General features: G+C 71.8%; 23 protein-coding genes. 14 read left to right on the top strand and 9 right to left on the bottom strand.

Translation table 11 applies throughout. The annotated features are described in order from the left end of the window. Nucleotides 1-53 precede the first annotated feature (53 nt). The gene (locus ACFWW8_RS24590) at nucleotides 54-1157 is read right to left on the bottom strand and encodes a glycosyltransferase (RefSeq protein WP_386531331.1); all 1104 of its coding nucleotides are present in this window, start codon (nucleotides 1155-1157) and stop codon (nucleotides 54-56) included. A gap of 568 nt (nucleotides 1158-1725) precedes the next feature. Between ACFWW8_RS24590 and ACFWW8_RS24585 the strand changes: the two genes are divergently transcribed. The 5 genes from ACFWW8_RS24585 to ACFWW8_RS24565 all read left to right on the top strand — a co-directional run bounded on the left by ACFWW8_RS24585 (nucleotide 1726) and on the right by ACFWW8_RS24565 (nucleotide 7094). Beyond that, nucleotides 1726-2055: a hypothetical protein gene (locus ACFWW8_RS24585; protein ID WP_386531329.1), complete on the top strand. Its 330-nt coding sequence runs from the start codon at nucleotides 1726-1728 to the stop codon at nucleotides 2053-2055. A gap of 1325 nt (nucleotides 2056-3380) precedes the next feature. After that, nucleotides 3381-4259 carry a MurR/RpiR family transcriptional regulator gene (locus ACFWW8_RS24580; RefSeq protein ID WP_386531328.1) on the top strand — a complete coding sequence of 293 codons (879 nt, stop codon included), beginning with the start codon at nucleotides 3381-3383 and terminating at the stop codon, nucleotides 4257-4259. A gap of 526 nt (nucleotides 4260-4785) precedes the next feature. Beyond that, complete coding sequence (locus ACFWW8_RS24575; protein WP_386531326.1) at nucleotides 4786-5940, top strand: heparin lyase I family protein; 1155 nt, start codon at nucleotides 4786-4788, stop codon at nucleotides 5938-5940. A gap of 282 nt (nucleotides 5941-6222) precedes the next feature. Further along, nucleotides 6223-6582, top strand: coding sequence for a hypothetical protein (locus ACFWW8_RS24570; protein WP_386531324.1), 360 nt, complete (start codon nucleotides 6223-6225; stop codon nucleotides 6580-6582). Between the two features lie 2 nt (nucleotides 6583-6584). Further along, the gene (locus ACFWW8_RS24565) at nucleotides 6585-7094 is read left to right on the top strand and encodes a hypothetical protein (protein ID WP_386531322.1); all 510 of its coding nucleotides are present in this window, start codon (nucleotides 6585-6587) and stop codon (nucleotides 7092-7094) included. A 189-nt stretch (nucleotides 7095-7283) separates the two neighbouring features. Here ACFWW8_RS24565 and ACFWW8_RS24560 read toward each other — a convergent pair whose 3' ends face one another. From ACFWW8_RS24560 to ACFWW8_RS24545, 4 genes are read right to left on the bottom strand one after another with little or no spacing between them, the layout of a single operon-like run. Next, the gene (locus tag ACFWW8_RS24560; RefSeq protein WP_386531321.1) at nucleotides 7284-7775 is read right to left on the bottom strand and encodes a MarR family winged helix-turn-helix transcriptional regulator; all 492 of its coding nucleotides are present in this window, start codon (nucleotides 7773-7775) and stop codon (nucleotides 7284-7286) included. Between the two features lie 41 nt (nucleotides 7776-7816). Continuing rightward, entirely contained in the window at nucleotides 7817-8248 is a 432-nt protein-coding gene (locus ACFWW8_RS24555; protein ID WP_386531320.1) for an STAS domain-containing protein, read from the bottom strand. Further along, nucleotides 8245-9327: a B12-binding domain-containing protein gene (locus tag ACFWW8_RS24550; protein ID WP_386531318.1), complete on the bottom strand. Its 1083-nt coding sequence runs from the start codon at nucleotides 9325-9327 to the stop codon at nucleotides 8245-8247. Before ACFWW8_RS24550 ends, ACFWW8_RS24555 begins: the two co-directional genes overlap by 4 nt. Next, nucleotides 9324-10913, bottom strand: a complete 1590-nt coding sequence (locus ACFWW8_RS24545; RefSeq protein WP_386531316.1) for a PP2C family protein-serine/threonine phosphatase — start codon at nucleotides 10911-10913, stop codon at nucleotides 9324-9326. The genes ACFWW8_RS24550 and ACFWW8_RS24545 overlap by 4 nt, the downstream gene beginning before the upstream one ends. 407 nt (nucleotides 10914-11320) lie before the next feature. Between ACFWW8_RS24545 and ACFWW8_RS24540 the strand changes: the two genes are divergently transcribed. The 4 genes from ACFWW8_RS24540 (at nucleotide 11321) to ACFWW8_RS24525 (ending at nucleotide 14000) form a co-directional block, all read left to right on the top strand. Continuing rightward, the gene (locus ACFWW8_RS24540; protein WP_386531314.1) at nucleotides 11321-11674 is read left to right on the top strand and encodes an STAS domain-containing protein; all 354 of its coding nucleotides are present in this window, start codon (nucleotides 11321-11323) and stop codon (nucleotides 11672-11674) included. A gap of 60 nt (nucleotides 11675-11734) precedes the next feature. Continuing rightward, entirely contained in the window at nucleotides 11735-12172 is a 438-nt protein-coding gene (locus ACFWW8_RS24535) for an ATP-binding protein (RefSeq protein WP_386531312.1), read from the top strand. 63 nt (nucleotides 12173-12235) lie between these two features. Continuing rightward, nucleotides 12236-12745 (top strand): STAS domain-containing protein, encoded by a 510-nt coding sequence (locus ACFWW8_RS24530; RefSeq protein ID WP_386531311.1) that lies wholly within the window; start codon nucleotides 12236-12238, stop codon nucleotides 12743-12745. 520 nt (nucleotides 12746-13265) lie between these two features. Beyond that, complete coding sequence (locus ACFWW8_RS24525) at nucleotides 13266-14000, top strand: translation initiation factor IF-2 (RefSeq protein ID WP_386531309.1); 735 nt, start codon at nucleotides 13266-13268, stop codon at nucleotides 13998-14000. Nucleotides 14001-14023: 23 nt separating this feature from the next. On the opposite strand, the gene ACFWW8_RS24520 is transcribed toward ACFWW8_RS24525, so the two are convergent. The 3 genes from ACFWW8_RS24520 to ACFWW8_RS24510 all read right to left on the bottom strand — a co-directional run bounded on the left by ACFWW8_RS24520 (nucleotide 14024) and on the right by ACFWW8_RS24510 (nucleotide 16121). Beyond that, nucleotides 14024-14980 (bottom strand): ArsR/SmtB family transcription factor, encoded by a 957-nt coding sequence (locus tag ACFWW8_RS24520; protein WP_386531307.1) that lies wholly within the window; start codon nucleotides 14978-14980, stop codon nucleotides 14024-14026. 260 nt (nucleotides 14981-15240) lie between these two features. Next, nucleotides 15241-15579 carry a DUF6355 family natural product biosynthesis protein gene (locus ACFWW8_RS24515; protein ID WP_386531305.1) on the bottom strand — a complete coding sequence of 113 codons (339 nt, stop codon included), beginning with the start codon at nucleotides 15577-15579 and terminating at the stop codon, nucleotides 15241-15243. A 338-nt stretch (nucleotides 15580-15917) separates the two neighbouring features. Continuing rightward, nucleotides 15918-16121: a hypothetical protein gene (locus tag ACFWW8_RS24510; RefSeq protein ID WP_386531303.1), complete on the bottom strand. Its 204-nt coding sequence runs from the start codon at nucleotides 16119-16121 to the stop codon at nucleotides 15918-15920. A gap of 398 nt (nucleotides 16122-16519) precedes the next feature. Here ACFWW8_RS24510 and ACFWW8_RS24505 point away from each other — a divergent pair, with 398 nt between their 5' ends. The 4 genes from ACFWW8_RS24505 to ACFWW8_RS24490 all read left to right on the top strand — a co-directional run bounded on the left by ACFWW8_RS24505 (nucleotide 16520) and on the right by ACFWW8_RS24490 (nucleotide 19880). Beyond that, complete coding sequence (locus tag ACFWW8_RS24505; RefSeq protein WP_386531302.1) at nucleotides 16520-17035, top strand: toxin-antitoxin system HicB family antitoxin; 516 nt, start codon at nucleotides 16520-16522, stop codon at nucleotides 17033-17035. Between the two features lie 88 nt (nucleotides 17036-17123). Beyond that, on the top strand, nucleotides 17124-17969 hold the full coding sequence (locus ACFWW8_RS24500; protein WP_386531300.1) for a DUF4097 domain-containing protein: 846 nt from the start codon (nucleotides 17124-17126) through the stop codon (nucleotides 17967-17969). Nucleotides 17970-18102: 133 nt separating this feature from the next. Then, nucleotides 18103-19092, top strand: a complete 990-nt coding sequence (locus ACFWW8_RS24495; RefSeq protein ID WP_386531437.1) for an ATP-binding cassette domain-containing protein — start codon at nucleotides 18103-18105, stop codon at nucleotides 19090-19092. Then, nucleotides 19089-19880 (top strand): ABC transporter permease, encoded by a 792-nt coding sequence (locus tag ACFWW8_RS24490; protein ID WP_386531299.1) that lies wholly within the window; start codon nucleotides 19089-19091, stop codon nucleotides 19878-19880. The genes ACFWW8_RS24495 and ACFWW8_RS24490 overlap by 4 nt, the downstream gene beginning before the upstream one ends. Nucleotides 19881-20047: 167 nt before the next feature. Here the strand turns inward: ACFWW8_RS24490 and ACFWW8_RS24485 are convergent, their stop codons facing one another. Next, nucleotides 20048-21091, bottom strand: coding sequence for an aldo/keto reductase (locus ACFWW8_RS24485; protein ID WP_386531298.1), 1044 nt, complete (start codon nucleotides 21089-21091; stop codon nucleotides 20048-20050). Nucleotides 21092-21193: 102 nt separating this feature from the next. Between ACFWW8_RS24485 and ACFWW8_RS24480 the strand changes: the two genes are divergently transcribed. Continuing rightward, nucleotides 21194-21817 (top strand): TetR/AcrR family transcriptional regulator, encoded by a 624-nt coding sequence (locus tag ACFWW8_RS24480; RefSeq protein ID WP_386531296.1) that lies wholly within the window; start codon nucleotides 21194-21196, stop codon nucleotides 21815-21817. Nucleotides 21818-22023: the final 206 nt, after the last annotated feature.

The following is a 22023-nucleotide window of genomic DNA, read 5'->3' as shown; positions in this document are numbered from 1 at the left end:
GTGGTGCAGCCCGCGGGCAGGAATTGCGGCAAGCCGCCCACGAGGGGAAGCTGTCAGTGTGTCGTGCTCAGCCGGGCGCGGGCGGACGGCAGTCGGTTCTGGGCGAATTTCCTGTTCGCCAGGGTCTGCTTCCGGTAGGAATCGGGTAGGTCAGACAGCTCCAGGAGCTGATCGCACGCGCGCAGTGATGCTGCCATGTCCCCGACCCAGTACGCGGTGATGGAGTACTCGAAGAGCAGGCCCCAGCGGTATACCCAGGGCTGCACGAAGAGCAGGTCGTCCGGACGGGGCTTTCCCACAGTGGACGTGGCAATGGCGTGGGCGGTGCGGTAGCGGCCCATCACGCGGAGCCCGGCGACCAGCTCGTAGCAGGCTTCCAGGCGCTCAGGCCGGACCTCCCAGGCCCGGGACAGCGCATCCATGGCGGCCGGCCAGTCGCCGGACTCGGCATGCAGCACACCGGCCTGGAAGAGTGCGTAGTAGACCTCTTCGTCCCAGCCGCCCATGGTTGCCCGGCGCTCGTAGAAGCGGATCGCGGCGGCCCTGTCGCCCATGTCGCGCATGGTCTGGGCGAGGTAGAAGACGGTGCGGGTATTGGACGGATCCCGTTCGAGCTCGGCGCCGAGCAGGCGGGCGTCACGCTCGAACTTGTCGTGCCGGGAGCCGCCGTCGGCGTAGTCCTCGATGACGAGGGCGTCCAGGTTGCGCTGTTCTTCCGCACGGTCGTCGCGGTCGCACGTGAGGTACTCGTGGGTGACGCCCACGTAGCGCCAGGGCAGATCCCCGCGGACCAGACGCTTGATGCGGTACTCCGTCGTGCCCTCGTGACGGATCATGTAGGAGTCCGAGGTCAGAGCGGGGAGCTCGCCCTCCTGACGCAGGACCAGATCGGCGTCCAGGAGCAGCAGATAGTCGGCGCGGCCGACGGCCCGCGCGATGTTGAGGCTGCGGTTGTGCCCGAAGTCGACCCACGGCTCCTCCCGGAGTTCGCCCGGGATGCCGTGCAGTGCTGTTCGGATCAGATCCTGAGTGCCGTCCGTGGACCCGGTGTCGGAGATGACCCAGGTGTCGATCAAGCCTCGGACGGAGGAGAGACAGCGCTCGATGACGGCCGCTTCGTTCTTGACGATCATGCACAGACAGATGGTCGGCTTCACGGCGCGTGACCCTAGGCAACGCACCGCCTCTCCCGGGCGCGGCGCGCCGGGGACCGGCCCGGCCAGCAGGGAGTGCACCCGAGTGGCTCCAAACGCTGAGCCGTTCCGCTGACGTTCGGGCGGGGCGTACGCCGATACCCAGCGGGATTTCACACCATGACGTCGGAGATCCGGGACCGCGTACGGGCTCCGGAACAGCCTATGACACGGCTTCGACAAAGGAGTGGCCATGAGTCCTGCCTTCAGGACCCGCTCAACCCTGGGCCCGCTGCCCAAGCGCACCGCCTGGGTCACCGGGAGCGCCTTCGCCTCGATCGCACTGGTGCTGGCGGGTATCGCCAGTCCGGCGATGGCGGCCGCCCCGGCTCCCAGGGCATCCGCCGAGTCGCCTTCCGCTGGTGATCACTGCACGAAGGACAGATCAGGCGCGCAGGCGACGTCCGCGGACCCCGGCAAGTGCCAGGGACCGACAGGCCCTCGCGGGCCACGTGGCCCGCGGGGCGCCACGGGCCCGACAGGCCCGACCGGCCCGACCGGTGCGAGGGGGCCGTGCAACGACATCGACAGCGTGAACCCGAACAACACGGAGTCGTTCAGCGCCGCTTTGACGAACGGCGTCGCCTACGCGGGCCGGGCGAGTACGCCGGGCGGTGCCCCTGTATGGCAGGACCTCACCGACGAGGACAACCCCGGCTACCCGGCCAGGGCGTGCAGCATCTCCATCCAGACCCAGGGCAACGACGCCTGGATCAAGGTGCTCACCAGAGGCGGCACCGTCTACCAGACCCACGGCGACACCAACGGAGCGAACTTCGTCTGGGACGAACCCTGGATCCAGCTCCTGCCGTCCCCCACTCCGGGCACCCTACGGAGCAATTCCGTCAGGGACCTCCCGTAGCACCTGCTGCCCATCGGTGACTGATCTCACCTCCGGGAAGTGAGCCCGACGCGATTCCGGCTCAGCGCCACAAGGGCGCGCGCGTCAAACGCGGCGCGCGCCCTGCCGGCCCGGGAAGCCGGAGGACCGGTTCAGAGGGACGGACCGCACCGGTTCGTCCCGGTGGCCGCAACGGTCACCTTCGCTGCGGCCCAAGTGGGCGAGGCCGACTGAAACGGACGACGCCTCCGCAGGTCTACTCGATCGGCCGACGCGTTGTTGCCGGCGGCGGAACCGGTCGCATGCCCGGTCGTCAAGGGTGCCGGGGACGCACACCGCCCCGGGGAGGGTCGATCGGTTCCCCCGATCCTCCCCAGGGCGGCCCCCGGTCCTGACCCCTGCCGCGCGCCCCGCCCGCTTCCCAACTCGCCGGATCGGGCCGGGCGGGAGGGATCCGTACGGTGACACCGTCGGGCCGCTCCCCAACCGCGGGCTGGGGTCACCGGAAAACGTGTCCGTGATGCGACCCCCTTGTGGATTCAGACCCAACCCGGCCCTACGCGCTGATCAGACCTGACGCGGGGGAGGGCCCGACGACGCACTGGCCCGGCTGCTCTTCGAGAACGGGCCGCGCTGTCCGGGCGACGCCAGGGCCGCGGCGCTCGACAGGTTGAGACGCGCCACACCCCCCTTCGCGTCCCTCACGGACACCGGGGGCGGCGTCCGGGCTTGCCTACGGCGCCACACGGATGCGCGGGTGAGGGGGAAGGGCAATCCCGGCGCCGGGAACGTGTCGGCTCGGGTCGCGTCTCAGGTCTTCGTCAGGGTGCATGCGCAGGGGGAGCTGCCGGACCCTCATGGGCGTCGAGCTCGGTACACGAACTCGCCTTTGCGGACGACCGTGTTGACCTTGCTGTTGTTCCCGTCCGAGGCGGCGGTCAGGGTCCAGCTGGTACACGAGTGGACGCCGGGCAGGGCCATGACGGCGTCGCATCCGGGGGTGGGGCTGCCGAACCGGGGGCGCAGCCGGCGATGACGACGACATCGAGGCTGCCGGTGCCGCCACGGATGGCGTCGAGGGCGGCGGTCATGGACGAGGCGATGATCTTGCCGTCGCCGTTCATGGTGAAGGCGGGACCCTGCCAGGACGTACGGCTGGACCAGCGAACCCGGCAGCGCCCGGAGCCTCCTCTCGCTCGGCATCGCCGTCTCTCCCCGGTAGCCCCCGTCAGAGCCCGCAGGGCTCACCGACCCCGGTGGGTGCGGCCGCCGGGCGAGGTGCCGCGTCCGCCGAGCCAGGGGATAGGCTCGGCGGACGCGGCCCGCGATCTCGTGAAAGGACACCCATGGCAGCCGGCTCGCTCGCCGACGACATCCGCACCAAACTGGGTGACCTCAGCCCCGCCGAACGCAGGGTCGCCCGAGTGCTCCTGGCCGGCTACCCCGCCTCGGGTTTCGAGACGGTGGCCACCATCGCCGAGAAGGCCGCCGTCTCCGCGCCCACAGTGCTGCGCTTCGCCGGCCGCCTGGGCTACCGGGGCTTCCCCGACTTCCAGGCCGCCCTGCGCGCGGAACTGGACGAACGCAACGCCTCCCCGCTCTCTCTGTACGAGGCCACCGACTACGGACGGCAGCCCGACCCGGATTCCGCTCCGGGCGCAGACAGCCTCCTGGTCCGCGGCAGCGCCGTGTTCACCGCCGCCGTCGGCCAGACCCTGGCCGAGATCCCGCCGCACGACCTCGACCAGGCCGTCCGGATCCTCAGCGACCGCAAACGCCGCATCACGCTGGCCGGAGGCCGCTTCACGCACCTCCTGGCCCAGTACCTGGCCATGCACCTCATGCAGCTCCGCGATGACGTCCGAGTCCTGCCCGACCGCGCTGTGGAACGTACGGCCCAACTCGCCCACCTGGCCCGGCGTGACGCCGTCGTCCTCTTCGACTACCGGCGGTACGAGGAGGACAAGGAGGCGATCGCGCAGATGACGCGGGAGGCCGGCGGCAAGGTCATCGTCTTCACCGACGCCTGGCTCTCGCCGACGACCTCCCAGGCGGACGTCGTCCTGCCCAGCCAGGTCGGCACGGTTTCGCCCTACGACAGCCTGGTCCCGACCCTGGCCGTCGTCGAGACCGTCATTGCCGGCGTGATGAAGGCCCTCGGCGAGGACGCCCACCGGCACATGCAGCAGTCCGAGGACACCGCCCGCCGCGCAGGGCTCGTCTGACGCCGTGGTCCGCGCGGACGTGCGGACCACACCGACGACCACGACCACCGGTGACGACGCACGGCGCGGCCCCCGAGTCCCCTTCGTGGCCCGGGCCGTGCCGTGCGCCCGCCGGCTGGAGCTCCCGGGGCGTGCCGTGCGTCGTCACCGGATCGATCCAGAACCGCGGCCGCGTCGTGTCCCACAGCCGATCATCTGGCCGAAGTCGAGCAGCCGTGTGCTGCCGAGCGGTGCGAGGACACGGTCGTGGAAGGCGGCCGACGCCGCCTGATCCGCCGCCTGATCCGCTGCTTGTAGCGCGATGCGGTCGAGCAGCGGTGGTCGTGGCGCCGGTGCTCCGCAGGTGGCGCATTCCGAGGTGGTGAATGCCCCCGCGCGCCGGGTGCCGACTCTTGCCTGGCCCCATCCTCACGGGGAAGAGTCCGTGCCCAGCAGAGCAAGGCGTCGGAACATTCCCGAGCGTTCCCAGAGGAGTACGATGAACCGATCGCTTGCCCGAGCCTGGCTTTTGGGCCTCGTATCGGCCGTGGCTACAGCAGGAGTGGCCCTGGCATCCGTACAGACGGCGCAAGCCGACCCCGTCGGGGTACTACGCACCCTCGACTGGGAGCAGTCCGCGGACCGCACCCTCCCCACAGCGGCGCCCACGGGTCTGAACAAGCAGTGGGGGACGGCGTACGGCGCCGGCAACGTCACGGTTCCTGTACGGGACGGCTCCCATGCCGCCCGCTTCGAGCTCCGCAAAAACGACCCGGTCGTCTCCGGCAGTAAGCGCGCGGAGATATCCCAGCGCGACGAGCAGCCCGCCGGCGCCGACCGCTGGTACGGCTTCAGCATCCAGCTCCCCTCGATCTGGGTCGCCGACACCTCGGCTGAGATCGTCAGCCAGTGGCACCAGTGCGACTCCGGCTGCCCCGGTGGCTCTCCGCCTCTGGCGCTGCTCACCGACGAAGGCCGCTGGAAGATTGACTTCCGGGGCGAGATCATCGATTTGGGCCCGTACACCACGGGAGTCTGGGCCGACTGGGTCTTCCACGTGACCTGGCGCACGGACAGCACCGGGCTGCTACAGGTGTGGAGGAACGGCGAGCGGGTCGTGCAACGCACGGGCGCGACACACGGAGGGGGCCCGCGCTCCCCCTACTTCAAGTTCGGGATTTACAAGTGGGACTGGAACACGGGCGCTCCCTCCAGCACCACGACGCGCGTCATGTACTACGACTCCCTGCGGCTGGGCGACGAGCGCGCCGCCTACCAGGACGTCACACCTCAGCGGTCCTGCACGCGGCCGGCCACGGTGACGACTGCGTCAGCCACCACCTACGAGCCGGCCAACCCGCCGGCCAGTGCGGTGGATGGTGACCTGGGGACTCGCTGGTCCGGTCAGGGCTTCGGGGCAGCCCTGATCATCGACACCGGCGCGGTCCGTCAGCTGTGCGGCACTTCCACAGCCTGGCATCGCGGAAACCTCAGGTGGAATGACTACACGATCCACGCTTCGCCGGACGGAGTCTCGTACACCAAGGTCTGGGAAGGCCGCAGTTCCGGGACGACCCTGTCACCCGAGAGCGTGTTCTTCGGCCAGGGGGCCATGGAAGCGCGCTACGTGAAGATCTCCTTCTGGGCCAACCCGGAGAACGACTGGGCGAGCATCACGGAAACCCGACCGCTGGGGATGTAGGGAGCCGCGCCGCGAGGGCGCTGGCGACGACGGAGCCTCCACCGTCACCGAGCCCGCCTTACGCATGCTGGTGCGCCGGCCCCTCGCCTTCCGCCCCGGGTGTGGACGCCTTCCACCCCGGGTGCGGACGGCGGGATCACTTCCGACCCCGACGAGTTCACCGAGGCCGCATCCGGCGCCGCCGGGACCCTGGGCCGCTGCCTGCGCCGTGGGTGACGCGGACGGCGACTTCGCCGATCGGGTGAGGGACTGATGTACTGCTCGGTAAAGGGAGGAACTTGAATGCCCACGTCGTTGCCGGTCCCGATCGATTTCCGTCTGCCCGACCGCTGGCTCCAGGCCCGTTCGGAGGGCCGTGACCCCGGCGTAGCGTTCGCCGCCGTGCATCCCGAGCCGGACGCCGGGTGCGCTGCCGACATCACCGTCGAGGGCGGCTTCCCCCAGGGGACGAGAACGCTGGCGGAGCTCGCCTCCGAGTCCGCGGAGCGCCTGGGCGAGGCCGCCGGTCCGGTGACGGTCGCGGAGCGCCGCGAGTTCGGCAGTGCCGACGCCCCCGCGACGGCCGCCCGGCACGACGCCGTGCCGTGCGACTTCCGGGAGGTCCTGCGGAGCGTGCGCGCGTACACCGGGAAGGCGGCATAGCGGTGGGCCGTTTGTGGGACAAGTGGATGGGGACCCGCCACGCCGACCCGGGGACCAGGGCCGTGCCCACCCAGGAGCTGCGGGCCGCCCTGCTCGGACTGGCCGGCGCCGACGTGCCGTTCAGCATCCGCGAGACGGGGACGGGCGGAGCGGACCTGCTGGCGGAGTGGCGCCTCCTGGAGCCTGCCACCGGTTCCGGGGTCACCCGACGCCAGGTCGAGAGGACGCTGAAGGTCTGGATGCACCTGAGCCCCAGTGAGCGCGAGGTACGGGCCATGGACGAGCAGTACGAGGTGACACGGGCCGGCCCCCCGCCCGGCCGGACCGTAGCACGTGCGCGCGGGCGCGGGCCGATCCGCCGAGTCCAGAAGCAATGGGCCCTGGACAAGGGGCCCGATGGACGGCGGCGCAGGGTCGAGACGTTCAGCTTCGACTCGCGGGACATGAAGCACCCCCTGCGCTCCACCGTGATCGGGGCGGGGTGGACGTGGCGCGGCGTGTACAAGCTATGACCGTGGGACGAAAAGCCCCTGGACGAACCACGGCCCCGCGCCGTACGCAACTCTGCGGCGTGTGAACGGCCATGCGCGAAACGGGGACCGTACTGCGAGGGCACGGTCTTCGCGATCAGGTTGAGCGAGGCCCGTCGCGGCTGATGACGGGCCCCCTCCGCTGCGCGTACGCGCCGGCCTCGCTCCCGGTCAGGCGGCGGGGTTGTCTTCCTGTGTCGGCAGGCCCGCGGTTGCGGTGATGCCCTGCTGAAGGGCGGCGAGTCCGGTGGTGAGGGCGCGGCGGCTGTCGGCGGTCATCGTGTCCAGGGCGAGAGCGAGCCGACGTTCGCGGGCCTCCCGTATCTCGGCCAGGTGCTTCTCCCCGGCAGGGGTGAGCCGGAGGGTGAGTTCGCGGCCGTCGCCGGGGCAGGGGTGGCGGCGCAGGAATCCGGCGGCCTCGAGGCGGTCGCAGAGCCGGGTCATGGAGGGGCCGGTCGCGCCGAGGCTCTGCGCGAGGGTGCGCATGCGCAGGCCGGGCCGGCGGTCGACGAGGCACATCAGCCGCAGCTGGGTCGGAGAGACCGGTGAGGCGGTGGAGTGGCGGGCGTTCTCGTAGAGAAGGTCGAGGAGTTCGGCGATGTCGCCGATCGAGCGCGCGCTCTCAAGGTGGGGGGCGGGGGGCCCGGGGGCCGGTATGGACATGTGCGTTCTCTCCGCACGGGCGGGTTGTCCGCCGGTGCCGGTCAGGTGGTGTCCGGTCCGCCGGAGCGTAGGGTCATGCTGTCGTCCGTGCCGCCGGCCCGCCCTTCCACGGCGGAGGTCGCCGGGCGGCTGTCGGTGTGAGGGCCGGTGAGGCGGTCCAGGGTGCCGGTGACCCGCAGCATCCGGTCCAGCTGCGCCGGCCGGTTGTGGAGGTGGAGCCGTACGCCGGCGGCGTCGGTGCGTCGGCGGACCATCAGCAGGACCGACAGCCCGCTGGAGTCGACCGTGGCCACACCCCCGCAGTTCACGTGCAGATCGTGCGTCCGGCCCGCTTCGGCCAGAGCCTCGGTGACGGCGTCGAGCAGGGTGTCGGCGTTCTGGTGGTCGAAGTCGCCGTGCAGCTCGATGCGCACGGTGGTGTCCGTGCCCGTGTCGGTGCGGACGAGGCGGAGCGGGCCGGGTATGGGGTTCATTCGGAGGCTCCGCCCACGGTGAGGGGTGTACTGGTCAGGCGCACGGCTGCCGAGCGCAGGATGTCGGTGGCCCGCGGAAAGTCCTTCAACTCCCGGCCGAGGACGTCGAGGGCGGGCGGCAGGCTCTGCGCCGGGACCCCCCGGGCTTCCAGGATTCCGGCGGTCCACAGCAGGAAGTGGGAGAAAAGGGCCTCGTCGCCGGTGTAGAGCGCGGTCCCGAGGAACTCCACGACATGGGAGAGGTCCTCGGCCGTGCGCTCGCGCTGCGCCTCGCTGTAGCCGCGCATCGCCGGGTAGTGCTCTTCCAGCCCGGTGAAGACGGCCCGTACGAGCTGCGGGCGGGTGCGGGTGACGAGGGTGTACTCCTGGTCGGCCAGGTGCGGCAGGTCGTCGATCGGCTGGTGGTCGGGCTGCGGCCGCGGCAGGGGGTGACGCTCCAGCCGGTCGGCGGCCGTGCGGGCGTCGGGTGCCCAGGCGTCGGCGCCGAGCAGGCGGGCGTACTCGCCGTCGGGGCCGAAGGCGGCTCCGCCGACCAGGACCGGGGTGCCGGCGGCCTGGCATGCGGTGATCGTGGCGTGCGCGGTCGGCAGCCGGGTCGGTATCGAACTCGACAGGGCGACGACGTCCGGCCCGGTGCGGTGGATGTGCGCGACGAGGTGCGGCGTCGGGACGTGCGCGCCGAGGTAGTCCACGTGCCAGCCGCGCAGCTTCAGGACCTCGGCCACGAGCCGGGCCGGCAGGCCGTGCCACTCGCCGTCCACGCACGCCACCAGGACCCGCCCCCGCGACGGCTTCGTTCGCGCCGCGGGATGTTCGGCGATCACTGCGACGGCGCGTTCGTTGATCGCGGTCGCGGCATGTTCCTGCGTGACCGTTATGCGGTTGGCGGCCCATTCCTCTCCGACCTGCCCCTGTACCCGGGCAACCACGTAGAGCAGTACCTGTTCCGGGTCCGCCCCGTCGTCCAGCGCTCGGCGGATCGTGGCGGCCGCGGCGCGCTCGTCGCCGGCCAGGACCGCCGCCCACAGCCGTTCCACCAGAGGGTTGAGCGCTTCGACACAGGCCAGATCTGCTGTCACGCCGTGAACCTGCCCCTCGTGTGCCCGTCCACCGCGGTCAGGTGGTTCGTGCGCGGGGCGGAGACGACCACCACGGCCATGTCGTCATGGGCACCCGTACCGACCCATTCGGAGGCGATCATCTGCACCCGCTTGACCACCGCCTCCGCCGACATCCCGGCGCATTCCCCGAGGGCACGCTGGAGGCGGGCCTCGCCGAACATGTCGTCGCCCATCGGTCCGCCGCGGGCCTCGGTGATCCCGTCGGTGAACAGGACGCAGGCGTCACCCGGTGCCAGCGTCGCGAGTACCGTCGCCGCCGTCACCTCGGGCAGCGCGCCGACGAGCGTGCCGTGCGTGGGCGCCTCCTCCACGCGGCCGTCGGCGCGCACGATCAGCGGCGCGGGATGGCCGGCGCTGGTCAGCCGCAGCTTGACAGCGTTGCCTTCACGGGCCGCGGAGGCCAGCACCATGGTGGCGAAGCGGGCGTGGTGCGTGCTGAGCAGCGCGGTGTTGAGCAGGCTCAGCATCCGCTGATGGTCGTCGGCCATGGGCAGCAGGGCGTGCAGGGTGTTGCGGATCTTGCCCGTCATCACCGCCGCCTCAAGGCCCTTGCCGCACACGTCGCCGAGGACGACGAGCGAGGCGTCGCCCTCGACGGCGGCGGGGTGCACGTCGTAGAAGTCCCCGCCGATCCGCTCATGCTCCTGGGAGGCCCGGTAGCCGCCCGCGTACTCGACACCGGAAACCTGGTGCAGGGACGGGGGCAGCAGGTCCCGCATCAGCGTCTCGCTGATCGACGCCTGCTCCGCGTACAGCCGGGCCGCCGACATCGCCGCCCCGGCCCGGGCTGCGAACAGGCGCGCGAAGACTTCTTCCTCCTCCGTGAACTCGGTGCCACCGCTGCGGCGCAGGAGGACCAAACCGCCCGCGGGGACGCCGTGCCCGGGCAGCGGCGTGATCACGATCGACCCCACCGCCCCGAAGCCTTCGGGAATCAGCCAGGCCGGGGCCGTCGCGGGATCGATCCAGCGGGACGGCACCGGCGGGAACCCCTGCAGCGCCTCCGCCAGCCCCGGCACCCCTTCCGCGAGCGCGGTGACCCGTGACGACTTCGGCATGCCCCCGTGCAGGCAGGACACGATCGGCAGCTCCCGGCCGCGGGCGGGGGAGATGACCACGGCGGCGTCGGCGAGGTGCTCGGCGGCCATCTGCGCGGTTGCGTCCATGCACCGCTCCAGGTTCAACGAGGACAGCAGCAGGTTCGACGCCTGCCCCAGGAACACGGTGCGCTCCCGCTCGATCCGCAGGGCCTCACGGGCCAGGCGGTGATCGGTGTCGTCGATGAGCCACCACACCACCGTCCCGTCCTCACGGACCGTGGGATGCGCCTCGTACGAACGCTCCCCGACCAGACCCTCCACAAGCCCACCGGCACCGGCCGCCGCGGGCCCGGCGGCGGCCGGCGCGAGAGTGCGGGTATGGGCGTCGGCGAGCCACGCGGGCACGCTGCCCGTGATCGGTGAACCCGGGCGGGCGCCGGGGAAGAGGAGGCCCGCAACCTCGTTGGCGAACAGCAGGGTTCCCCCGCCGTCGGCGACAAGCACGGGGTAGGGGGCCTCACTCCACGGCGCGCGCACCGTAGCGGCGGCTTCCTGGGTGGGATTCACCACATCGTTGAGGGCCCGCTGAGCGAACCCCTCACCTCATAGCCTCTCGGGGAAAGATGGTTGCCTCGCGGCAACCATCCTCCATCCGGCACCCTCCTGGCAACCGCAGCCCCCGCCCCGCGTCGTCCTTCACCCGGTGCACACACCGTGTTCACGAAGCCGGAGTGAAAGCCGTCACCTTCGCCCGCGCCGCCCCAGCCTGCGGCAGGGCCCTGAACCCCTCTACCAGGCCCCGAAGACCGCCCGTACGCCCGGCGGCCGCCGCTTTCCCCCGGGCCGCCGCATCCCCCGGCCGGCCCCCCGCAGGTCTGCCGTCCGCGGCACGGATGTACGAGGATGTCGGGATGATCGGAGACAGAGACGAGACGGTGGTCTGCGAGACCACACCCGATGGCATCACCGTCGTCCGCGTGCGCGGGGACCTGGACGAGGACAGCACCCCCGCCCTCACCCGCGTCCTCGCCGCCGCCGCGGGCAGCGGCTCCGCACGGACCGTGGTGGACCTGTCCCAGGTGGGCTTCGCGGACTCCTCCGCCCTTCACGCGCTCCTCTCAGCCCTGCAGGCCCACACCGCGACCGGAACCGCACTCATCCTCGCCGGGCCCGTGCAGACCGCGGTCGGCCGCCTGTTCGAGGTCACCAACACCGGGTCCGCCTTCCGGTGGGCCGACAGCGCACACGAGGCGATGACATGCTGACCACCACACTTCAACCGATCGATTCCGTGGCCTGTATCACCCGGGGGAGGCGATAACGGCATGATCCCGCCCGCGCCAGCCGACAGCACCGCCGCCCCCGAGCCCGGACACCACGGCGCTCCGGGCGCAGCGCGAGGCCGGCCGGCCGCCACCACCCCGGCGACCGCCCGTCACCACGTCACCGAGCTGCTCCGGGCCGCGGGCGCCAGCCTCGACAGCGTCACGGCCGCGGACGCCCTCCTGGTCACATCGGAACTCGTCACCAACGCGATGCGCCACGGCGGCGGCATCACCCGCTTCCACGCCGCCCTCATCGGCGACACCCTGCACCTGACCGTCAGTGATGCCAGCCCCCACCACCCCGCACTCCGCCCCGCCGCCCGCGGGCGAGTCGGCGGATTCGGCTGGCCCCTCATCCAACGCCTCACCGACCACGTCGGTATCACCTCCCTCCCCGGCGGCGGGAAATCCATCACCACCATCCAGGGCCTGACGTAGCCCCGGCACGTCTCCCGAACCCGTACGGCATTCGGGCTGAGCAGAAAGCAGCAGGGGGCACGGATGAGCGACGCGAAGGCAGCCAAGGCGATCGCCGCCCAGATCGCCTCGTACCTGGCCGCGGTCCACCCGGACGAGCCGGATCCCGACGACCTGGCCTGGGCCATCATCCACACCCTGAAACAAGCAGGGCTGTACGGCCACACCGACTACAGCGGCCGAAGCGACACGAACGAGCCGGGAGAACAGCACGTCCTCGCCCTGCCGGACCAGGACGACGGGGTACGCGTCATCGTCTGCGTCGGTCAGTTCGACCAGCAGACCCTGGGCCCCTTCGGGGAAGCCGGCGCCAAGGCCACCGCCGACCCCACGATCCGGCGCATCGTCCTGGACGTCAGCCGCATCACCTTCGCCGACTCCTCCATGCTCAACGAGATGTTCCGCCTCCGGCGCAACACTGACCTGATCCTCGTCGGCCCTCTGCCGCCATCCCTGGAACGAGTTCTGGAACTCATCCAGGCCCGCGCCCTGTTCCCGGCCGCCGAGAGCATCCAGACAGCCCGCACCCTGTAGACCCCGCAGACACCGGAAGTCCGCCGGACCTGCGACCACCACCCCCTGTCGACTTCACTCACTGCCCACACGTGTCGGCGGCCCCGTTCCCGCTCCACGCCACGTCCGCCTCCGCGGCCTCCGGCCAGCCGGCCCCGGCGGAAGCCGCCGTCCGCCGACGCTCACGCTCCCCGGGGCGTCAGTGCCCTCCGGATCAGCCGCCTCGGACACCAGCGCCGCCTCGCTCTCCAACAGTGCCGCCGGCGCGTCCTGTTCGGGTGCGTCGTCCCGCCGGAACAGCCGCAGCAACCCGGAGCGCGCGACGCCCCAGGCGTCCGCCGCCATCGCGGCGACGAGCGTCGTCGAAGCGGCCGCCGCGACCGCCGCGAGGGATTCGATCATGGGTGTCCTCCCATTGTCGTGCCCGCCCTGCGCCGTGTTGGTGAGTACGAGAGCACCGCACCGGGTGAGTACGATCGCCCATGCCAATCTGGATGCGGGAGCGGTTGGCCACGGGGCGCGGCTGGGGGAGGGTGGACCCATGCGCCGACTCTTCCTGCTCGCCCCGCTGTTGCTGTTCGCCGTCGGCTGCGGGGTGGTGCAGTCCTCCGCGGACGAGGCGACGGACGTCGCGCGCGAAGTGGCCCGAAAGGCGGGTGAGCGGCTTTACGGGCAACGGCCCCGGACGGCCGAGGACGTCGGGCGCTCCGCCTCCGGCATCGACGGGGTGGAGGTGCTCCGCGTGCAGGGTGCTTCGACCCATGACGGGAACGGCATCGACGTGGTCGTCCGCACGACCGGCTCGGCGTACGAGGGGTGGCTCGCCCCTCGGGAGGTCGCCGTGCGCCGCTGTTTCGCGGTACGGGTGTCGCCCACGTCGGCGTGGGGTGAGGACCCCCGTGACGTGGACTGCCCCGATGGCCCGGCGCTCACCTTCGCCCCGCTGCCCCCACCGCCCCGGCTGCCCTACGCCGAGCTCCGCGCGACGCTTCCCCGGGTGCCGGTGGGCGGCCTGGCGGACGAGGCGGCGGTGCGCCGGGTCGTCGCCGCCCTGAACCTGCAACCGGAGATCCTTGCTGAGGTGAAGGCGGACGGCGGCCGGGTCGGGGTTCTCCTGTCGGTGCGGGGCAACGGCTTCGACGCGCAGGACTGCCTGCTGGCCCGGGTGGGCCCCGGCGCCACCGAGGTGTGGGCGCCGCCCCGTATCCAGCGGATGCCCGGAGAGGGCGGATGCGGCATCGGCAACGCCCTGGACCCGCAACCGGCACCGCACTGAACGGGAGGGCGCGGCAACCCGGCTCACGGCTCCGGCGTGGTCCCGGTCCTCAGCAGGGCGAGGCCCAGCGGGGTGATGAGGTGGCGTACGGATCCGCCCCGGCGGGTGGTGGTGATCAACTCGGCGTTCCGGAGCACCGTCGCGTGCTGGCTCGCGGCCGCGCCCGAGACGCCGAGGCGCCGGGCCAGCTCCGTGGTCGTGACGCCGTCCGCGGTCGCGCGCAGTGCGGCGGCTCGGGTGCGGCCGAGCAGCGACTCCAGGTTCCGGCCGGGGGCGCCGTACGGCTCGTTCGGGCCGGTGCCGGTCAGGGGCCCGCGAAGGGCCGGTACGGTCAACCGGGGAGGCTCGGCGGTGTCGAGCGGGTCCCACAGCAGGCTCACGCCGGGCGGTGAGAAGACCAAGGGCGTGATGACCAGCCCTCGGCCTCGCAGGTGCACCTCCACCGGGCGCGGGTAGGGGGCTTCCAGGACGGGCGGACACCAGCGGACCAAGGGGGTGCAGAGGGAGCGCAGCAGCAGGTCGACCCCTCCCTCGAGCACCAGGTTCGTGTAGCGGGAGGACAGTGCGACGAGCTCGGAACGTCCCTTGTGCCAGTACGGCTCCACGGTCAGCCGGTGGCAGGCGCGCACGGCCGCCGCGAGCTCGCGGCGCGCTTCGCGGTCTCCCTCGGTCAGCCGTCTGGCCCACGGCAGGTGTCCGGGCCGGTAGGCGAGGCCTGACAGTTCGCGTCGCAGCCGGGCGACGGGTGCGTGCAGCAGGTTGTCCACGGCGTGGTCCAGACAGGGCGCATCGCCCATCAGAGCCAGCAGGTCGACTCCCGGGCCGCGCACCGGGAGCAGGGACGTCAGCGGTCGTGTTTCCGCCCCCATCCGGCTCATGACCGCCGACCGCCAGGGGCGGAAGTGGGGCAGGTTCCGGTTCTCCCGCAGGAGTTCCAGGCTGTAGTAGGTCTCCGCCGCGGCTCCGATCGTCGCGGCCACGCGAATCCGCGCGAGGTCTTCCGATGTGAAGTGGATGCGTAACACCGATACGGCTCCCTGCCCGAGCGCTGGAACGGGTCCGCGCACCGCCCAGCCTTCCCCGGCCCGGCGCACCGCACGCTTTTCGTTGTATTGCTCCTCACAGCGGAACAAAAACGACCGGAAAAGGGCTCAGGGATCCGGCCAATCGCCGGACCCCTCAGCCTTCTTGACCGGGGGAGCGGCTCCGTCGTCACCGAGCAGCCGGAATCCCCAGCCGGTTAGGAGAGGGAACAGCCGGCGCCGCCGACGTAGTTCGCGTCCCGGATCTGGCTCTTGAGGCCGAGCCGGGTTTCGTCGGGCCCCACGCAGATGGTCCTGTCCTTGCCGCGGACGATGTCGAGCCTGATCTCGATGGTGGTGGGGCCGCAGTGGTTGTAGAACGCGATCTGCCTGCCCGCGAAGTACCCGCACGGGGAGGCCGCGGCGTGCGCGGCGACCTCTTCTGCTCCGCCGCTGCCGCCGGCGTTCGCAGGGGTGACCGTGCCCATCACCGCGGCGGAGCCGACGGCGGCGACCGCCAGCCATCGCCGCATGTCGCCGGTACGTAAGAACTTCATTCTCGCCACACTCCGCTTCATGTCGAACGGCTCGGAGAGCGAGCCGCTTCGTAGTGCCAGGAGCATCGCTCCTTTGCCACAGCACACACTGGCAGGGGTCGATTCGAACCGGCAAGCCTCTAAGTGACGGCTTAAAGCCGCAGGTGGAACGGTCATGTGACGCGTGAGGAGAAGTCGGATCCGCGTCTGCGCCGTTCCGGATGTGCGGAAGCGTTCATGTGGCCGGAAGGTGTCGTCCGCCGCTCCCTGACGTGAGACTCTCGCTCACAAACCGGGCGATCCACCTTCGTGGGTTTCCACCGCCGGATGTGTCGCCGTGCGAGGCGCCGTACGAAGGGTCAGGCGAGGCGGGAGGCGAGGCGGGAAGCGAGGCGGAACCGCAGGTCGCCCGCTGCCCGTCGGACCTCCTCGGGCTGGCCGGCGTCGTCGAGCAGCCCGAGGAGCACCATCAGGGCCCGTGCCTCGTCCGCGCTGATCAGTTTCAGGCGCGGCTCCGTCACGCCGTCGAGGTACACGTCGAGCAGGTCAAGGGTCTCGTCCATACGGGAAACAACGTCCGGCGCCCCGCGCGCGTTACAGGCGTGCGCGGGCTGCCGACCGAACTCACCCGCCTCGGCAGAGAACGGCGGCGTCCGGCCCGCATCAGACGTCGTCCACCCCCGTGCCGGCAATCGCGGCCCGCCACCATGGCCTCAGGCCCCGGGCCCCCGCCGCGAAAGGCCTGGCGCCGAGGTGATGCCATCCGGCACCGGTTGGGCGCCACGTGGTGTCACTCAGTGCGCAGAGGGGAGTCCCTCCGTACGCGATAGGGCGTGAGGGTTCCCTCATATCAGCCTTCCCTTGCTCGTTTGCACCGGTCAAGGGGGTGCGAACGGGTCTCGCGTCTGCTGCGGCCCGGCGAGGCTTGCGCGTGGCGCCATTGTGGTGCCATGATGGCGTCATGGACCTGACCCCGTATGTCGACACCCTCCGCCGTGAACTCGCGGTGGCCGCCGAGGCCGGCGGGGAGGACGCCCGCGCCCTGGCCGACCGGCTCACCGCCCCGCTGGAGTCGGCGGCCCGGCTGACCATGCTCAACGTGCTCTCCGACGCGATGAACGAGATCACCCGCGAGCTCGCCCCCGGCTCGGTCGACGTACGGCTGCGCGGGCTCGACCCCGACTTCGTCGTGACGCTGCCGCCCTCGGGCGGCGGCCCCGCCGAGTCGGCAGCGCCCGCCGAACCGCTCAAGCCTCAGGCCCCCGTCGACGCCGACGAGGGCGGCACCGCGCGCGTCAACCTCCGTCTGCCGTCCCACCTCAAGGCGCGTGCCGAGGAGGCTGCGAGCCGTGAGGGCCTGTCGGTCAACGCGTGGCTGGTCAGGGCCGTGTCGGCCGCGGTCGACGGCGGTGCCGCGCCGCGCACGCCGGAGCGGACCCGCACCGTGGGGCAGAGCTTCACGGGCTGGGTGCGCTAGGAGGCCCCGGCCGCCCGCCCGATCCACTTCACCCCGACCGCGCTCGACCGGCGGGGACACCCCAAGGACTCACGAGGACGGTACAGCCATGCCTTCTTTCGACACTCCCGAACCGATTTCGGCCATTGCCCACGTGGACGCCGGCTCCATCCGGTTCGCGGCGGGCGACCGCCTCGACACGGTGGTCGTGGTACAGCCCCGGGACCCGAAGCGGGACCAGGACGTCCGGTCGGCCGACCAGACCGAAGTCACGTACGCGAACGGCGTCCTGACCGTCAGGACGCCCAAGCAGCGCTACTTCCTCGGACGCACCGGGACCGTCGACGTGACGGTCGAACTGCCCACGGGCTCGCGGGTCGACGTGACCGGCGCCTGGGCCCAGGTCCTCGGTGAGGGCCGGCTCGGCGAGGTCCGCGTGAAGACCTCGTCCGGCGACGTCCGCCTCGACACGACCGGTCCGCTCCACTTGGCCGCCTCCCACGGCTCGATCTCGGTCGACCGGATCGAGGGCGCGGCCGAGATCGCCACCAGCTCCGGCAGCCTGCGCATCGGCATCGTGGACGGTTCCGCCGTCCTGAAGAACTCGCACGGCACCACGACCGTCGGCGCGGCGACCGGCGACCTGCGGGTGAGCGGGGCCAACGGTGACATCGACATCACCCGCGCCGAGGGTTCGGTCGCCGCCACCACCGCCCACGGAACCCTGCGCGTCGCCGAAGTCGCCCGCGGAACAGTCCAGTTGGAGACCTCGTACGGAGCCATCGAGGTCGGGATCCGTGAGGGCACCGCCGCTTGGCTCGACGTCACCTCCGCCCAGGGACAGGTGCGCAACACGCTCACCGCCTCCGACAGCCCGGAGCAGGCCGAGGACACCGTCGAGGTCCGTGCCCGCACCCGCTACGGCAACATCGACGTCCGCCGCGCCCGCGCCTGAGCACCCGGCCCGCGCCCTCGCCCGTCCCGCACCCCGTCCCTCGCCCGTCCCGCACCCGCCCCTTCCCCGCCCGTGCCTCGCAGTCCCCTTCCACCTTCGAACGGAGGGCTCCGTGCCTTCGTCTGTCATGCCCATGCCCGCCCCCCTGCCCACTCCCAGGAATGCCGGCGATGCGCCGTCGTCCGCGGCCGTCTCCGCCGTCGGGCTGCGCAAGTCGTACGGCGACAAGACCGTGCTCGACGGCATCGACCTGCAGATCCCGACGGGGTCCGTCTTCGCGCTGCTCGGGCCGAACGGCGCGGGCAAGACCACCGTTGTGAAGATCCTGTCCACGCTCATCTCCGCCGACGGCGGACAGGCCCGGGTCGCGGGTCACGACATCGCCGCCGATGCGCAGGCCGTACGCCGCGCCATCGGTGTGACCGGGCAGTTCTCCGCCGTCGACGGCTTGATCACCGGCGAGGAGAACATGCTCCTCATGGCGGACCTGCACCACCTGTCGAAGAGCGAGGGGCGGCGTACCGCCGCCGAGTTGCTGGAGCGGTTCGACCTGGTCGAGGCGGCGAAGAAGCCGGCCTCCACCTACTCCGGCGGCATGAAGCGCCGCCTGGACATCGCGATGACCCTGGTCGGCGACCCGCACATCATCTTCCTCGACGAGCCGACGACCGGCCTCGACCCGCGCTCCCGCCACACCATGTGGCAGATCATCCGCGAGCTGGTCACCGGCGGCGTCACCGTCTTCCTCACCACCCAGTACCTGGAGGAGGCGGACGAGCTCGCCGACCGCATCGCCGTCCTCCACGACGGCAGGATCGCCGCCCAGGGCACCGCGGAGGAGCTGAAGCGACTCGTCCCCGGCGGACACGTACGGCTGCGCTTCGCCGACCCGGCCGCCTACCGCTCCGCCACCCACGCCCTCGACGACGCCACCCGGGACGACGAGGCGCTGGCGCTCCAGATCCCCAGCGACGGCAGCCAGCGGGCACTGCGCGCCGTCCTCGACCGGCTGGACACCGCCGGCATCGAGGCCGACGAACTGACCGTCCACACCCCCGACCTCGACGACGTGTTCTTCGCCCTCACCGCCGCCACCGACCAGCGCAAGGAGGACCTCCGATGAGCTCCCTGTCCCTCGCAGTCCGCGACTCGTCCACGATGCTGCGCCGCAACCTCCTGCACGCGCGGCGCTACCCGTCCCTCACCCTGAACCTCCTGCTCACCCCGATCGTCCTGCTGCTGCTCTTCGTCTACGTCTTCGGCGACGTGATGAGCGCGGGCATGGGCGGGGGAGGAGCCGACCGCTCCCGGTACATCGCGTACGTCGTCCCGGGCATCGTGCTGATGACCATCGGCGGCACGGTCGTCGGGACCGCGGTGTCCGTCTCCAACGACATGACCGAGGGCATCATCGCCCGCTTCCGCACCATGGCGATCCACCGCGGGTCCGTGCTCATCGGGCACGTCCTGGGCAGCGTGCTCCAGTCGATCATGAGCGTGGTCCTCGTCGGCCTCGTGGCGGTGGCCATCGGCTTCCGGTCCACGGACGCCACGCCCCTGGAGTGGCTGGCGGCGTTCGGGCTGCTCGCACTCGTGGCCATGGCGCTCACCTGGATCGCGGTCGGCATGGGCATGGTCAGCCCTAACGCCGAGGCGGCCAGCAACAACGCCCTGCCGCTGATCGTCCTGCCGCTCATCTCCAGCGCCTTCGTACCGATCGACGCGATGCCGGGCTGGTTCCAGCCGATCGCCGAGTACCAGCCCTTCACCCCCGCCATCGAAACCCTCCGGGGCCTGCTCCTGGGCAGCGAGATCGGCCACAACGGGTGGCTCGCGGTCGCCTGGTGCCTGGCCCTGTCCGCGCTCGGCTACTTCTGGTCCCGGACGGTCTTCAACCGCGACCCCAGGTAGCCCGCGACGACCGCGCGGTTCCCCCCGCAGCTCGAGGGCGGCGGCGGCGTACCCCGACACCGCGTCGGGGTACGCCGCCGGTCGGCGTGGGGCGTGCCGCCGTCCGAGGCCGCCGCGCCGGTGTGCCTCCACGGCGGCAATCCGGTGGAAGACGCCGGCGGCGCCCGTCAGGCCGGTCCGACCGCGGGCGGGTTGAGCCGGGCGAAGCCCTCCTGGCGGTAGTACGGGAAGTAGGGGTAGGGGGCGGTCCGGCTGCTGGCCGCGTCGAGCCTTCCCATCTGCTCCGGGGTGAGCGTCCAGCCCACCGCGCCGAGGTTCTGGCGCAACTGCTCCTCGTTGCGGGCGCCGATGATGACGGAGGACACGGTCGGCCGCTGCAGCAGCCACCGGAGGGCGATCTGCGGGATCGCCCTGCCGGTCTCCCGCGCGATCTCGTCGAGGGCGTCGACCACGCGGTGGAGGTACTCGTCCTCGACCGGCGGGCCGTAGTCCGCGGTGTCGTGCAGCCTGCTGCCGGCGGGCAGCGGACGGCCCCGGCGGATCCGGCCCGTGAGCCGGCCCCAGCCGAGCGGGCTCCAGACGATCGCGCCCAGCCCCTGGTCGAGGCCCAGGGGCATCAGCTCCCACTCGTAGTCGCGCCCGACGAGGGAGTAGTGGACCTGGTGTGCGACGTAGCGCGGGTGACCGTGCAGGTCGGCGGCCGCGAGGGACTTCATCGCCTGCCATCCGGAGAAGTTGGAGACTCCGAGGTAGCGGATCTTTCCGGCCCGGACGAGGTCGTCCAGGGTGGACAGGACCTCATCGACGGGCGTGCCGGCGTCGAAGGCGTGCAGCTGAAAGAGGTCGATGTGATCGGTGCCGAGGCGGCGGAGGGCGGCGTCGACGGACGAGATGAGGCGGGACCGGGACGTACCCGCGTCGCCCGGGCCGTCGCCCAGTGGCAGGCCGGCCTTGGTGGAGATGAGCACCCGGTCCCGGCGCCCCTTGAGCGCGGCGCCCAGCACCTCCTCCGACGCGCCGTCGGAGTAGACGTCGGCGGTGTCGAACATCGTGATCCCGGCGTCGACGCAGATGTCCACGAGGCGACGTGCCTCCTGTACTCCCGTGCTGCCCCAGGCACCGAAGAGCGGACCCTGCCCGCCGAAGGTTCCCGCGCCGAAACTCAGGGCCGGGACCTGCAGTCCCGAGGCACCCAGCCGCCTGTACTCCATGACGCGTCCCCTCTCCTCCACAGCCCGCATTAACGGGGCTGTGGTTCCGTTAATATGGCCAGCGTACCAAGGTCCGCCATTTAAAGGAACTGGAGTCCCGTTATGGAGTTCGAAGGAGCCGAGGCCGGACCGGGCACCGCGCGGCCCGGAGGGCGGACCGCCCGGGTCCGGGCAGCCGTGCTCCGGGCGGCCGGAGACGTCCTGGCCGAGCAGGGGTTCGCCCACCTCGACCTCGCCGACATCGCGCGCCGCGCCGACGTCGGCAAGACGACGGTCTACCGCCGTTGGGGGACCGTCGCCGGGCTCGTCACCGACCTGCTGGAGGACATGGCTCAGCAGTCCGTACCGCGTACGGAGACGGGCTCGCTGCTCGGCGACCTGACCGCCAACGCCCGGCTGGTCCAGCGCACGCTGGCCGACCCCCGACAGGGCCCCCTGTTCAAGGCGGTGATCGCGGCCGCCACCGGCGACCCCGGGACGGCGCGGGCGCTGCACGGGTTCTACGCCGTGCGCGTCGAGGAATGGGCGCCGTGCGTCGAAGGCGCCGTCGCCCGCGGCGAGGCCCCCGAAGGCACCGACCCGCACGAGGTGGTCCGTGCGGTGTCCGCCCCGCTCTACTACCGCCTGCTGACCACCGCCCTCCCGCTCGACGAGGCGTCCGCCGACCGCGCGGCGGCCGCCGCGACCGCCGCTGCGCGTGCCGGAGCGTACGTACGGGGCGGATAGCCACGCGGCCCGCCGGCACGGCTCCGGGGCCCGCCCTTCCGGCGGCGCGGCGGATCCGGGACGTTCGCACCGGGTTCGAGGGTTTTCGGCCGGCCGGCGGACCGCGCGGGCGTCCCCTGGAGAGCGGGCCCGTCTCCGGAAGCCTCCGGCGAACGGACCGAGGGACGCCCGCGTCGGCACGGTGTTGTCGACGAGGAACGGGAGCC

Source organism: Streptomyces sp. NPDC058701, assembly GCF_042715295.1.
In the GTDB taxonomy this organism is placed as follows: Bacteria; Actinomycetota; Actinomycetes; order Streptomycetales; family Streptomycetaceae; genus Streptomyces.
This window is presented reverse-complemented; position numbering and strand designations above follow the sequence as displayed.